Source organism: Lacticaseibacillus salsurae (genome assembly GCF_045862175.1).
Lineage (GTDB): Bacteria > Bacillota > Bacilli > Lactobacillales > Lactobacillaceae > Lacticaseibacillus > Lacticaseibacillus salsurae.
On the sequence record NZ_BAAFZI010000128.1, the window covers coordinates 1 to 1608 of the forward strand.

Sequence of the window (1608 nt, forward strand, 5' to 3'; positions counted from 1 at the left end):
GCTTAGTGTAAAGTATTCCTCGGGAGGGAAAAGTAAGTAATAGGATAACCCCGAAAAACGGTTTGACAAAAGAAGACCGCTTGTCCTCTAATTGAGTTACCACACAACAAGTAGAGAGAAGCGATCTTCCATGGAACCAATTGTAGCAGTAGCGAGTGAATTATTGAAGTCCACCGAGTCATTTATTCAATTTGAGGAGGGATTGATTCCACTTATCGCTCAACTAGTTTGTGCGGCGGTAGCGCAAGCACTAGAAGCATTCGATGCCGATCTGTGTCTTGGTAAAGCAGATTGGCAAATTGCACGTAAGGACAAGCGTGCGATCCAGTGTTTGTTTGGCACAGTCCAGTTTGAGCGCCGCTTGGTAATCGACGCTTCTGGTGTACAAAGTTATCCACTTGATCAAGCGTTAGGAATCCCGCGGAGTCGGCGGTATTCCCCTTTATTTATGGCGCGCGTCGCCGAGTTGGCTTCAGGTACGGTATTGCGAACAGTAGCCAAAGCAGTATCAGCGTTGACCCCAGGTTCAATTAGCTTCCAGACGGTGGGCAAGCTGTATCAAGAAGTTGGTCGAGATATCGCCGAGGTCGAGCAAGTTGAAGCCGCCGCCAAGCCCGCGCCGAAATCTGAACGCGCAAGCGTCCCAGAATTGTTCATCGAAGGCGACGCCTTTGAAATCAAGATCAAGCATCATCAACGGATCAACGTTCATCGCTTGCAGGTCAGCGAAGGCGTCTATGTGAATGGAAAGCGGCATATGCTTATCAATCGGCACGTTATTAGTGGTTTGGATCGCGAAGTGGTCTTCAATCGGATGAAGGCATACTTAGAGGCATGTTATGACTTGACCAAAACGTTGATCATCAGCGGCAGCGACAACGGCAGTGGCTATGAACCGGACGCTTTTAGCGTCTTTGCCCGCGGTCACAAAGGTCAAAAGCAACACGTGCACATTCTTGATGTTTATCATCTCAATCAAAAGCTTAAGCAGCGCTTCAGCGCCATGCCTGCGGAGCTGAAAACCAAACTTCGCACCGCAGTTTTTGGCGGTAATTGGGAGCAAGTGGAACTGGTCATGGATACGGCAGAATCGATCGCCGCTGAAATTGAAGATCAAGACGTAGTGGAAAATGTCACTAGTCTTCGCAAGTATCTGGACCGCAACTGGATGAATATCGTGCCGATCGCAGACGACAAATGGCGCCATACAGGCCTAGGAAGCTGCGAGAGCAATCATCGTGCTTATACGTATCGGCTTAAAAAGCAAGGCCGAAGTTGGAGTGTAGATGGCCTGCGTTCAATGCTTTACGTTATTGACGCGGTTCAAAACAAGGAATTGAGTCTGAAACTCAGTCAGACCTCAACGTTTGACACGCCACAAGAAACGTCAGCGTTAGAGCCAGTACAGATCCCAGCAGACTTTAAGTTGAAGGCCCTGTTCAAGACGGGAAAACACCTAGACCACGATGGCGCATGGCATGGAGTCATCTCCACTCAAGGTGTAGCAAGCTCAGGGTTGGCCAAATTGGCAGCGTCACTTAATCAGGTCGGATAGAACCTATCATTTGGAACTCAATTTACTGGAACCGAGAAAAACTTGACACATAC

Annotated in this window: 1 protein-coding gene; it reads left to right on the forward strand. The window is 48.6% G+C overall.

Features of this window, described 5'->3' with window-relative positions; all coding sequences use genetic code 11:
* Positions 1-163 precede the first annotated feature (163 nt).
* On the forward strand, positions 164-1555 hold the full coding sequence (locus tag ACKTSG_RS14195) for an ISLre2 family transposase (RefSeq protein WP_407895671.1): 1392 nt from the start codon (positions 164-166) through the stop codon (positions 1553-1555).
* The last annotated feature ends 53 nt before the right edge of the window (positions 1556-1608 follow it).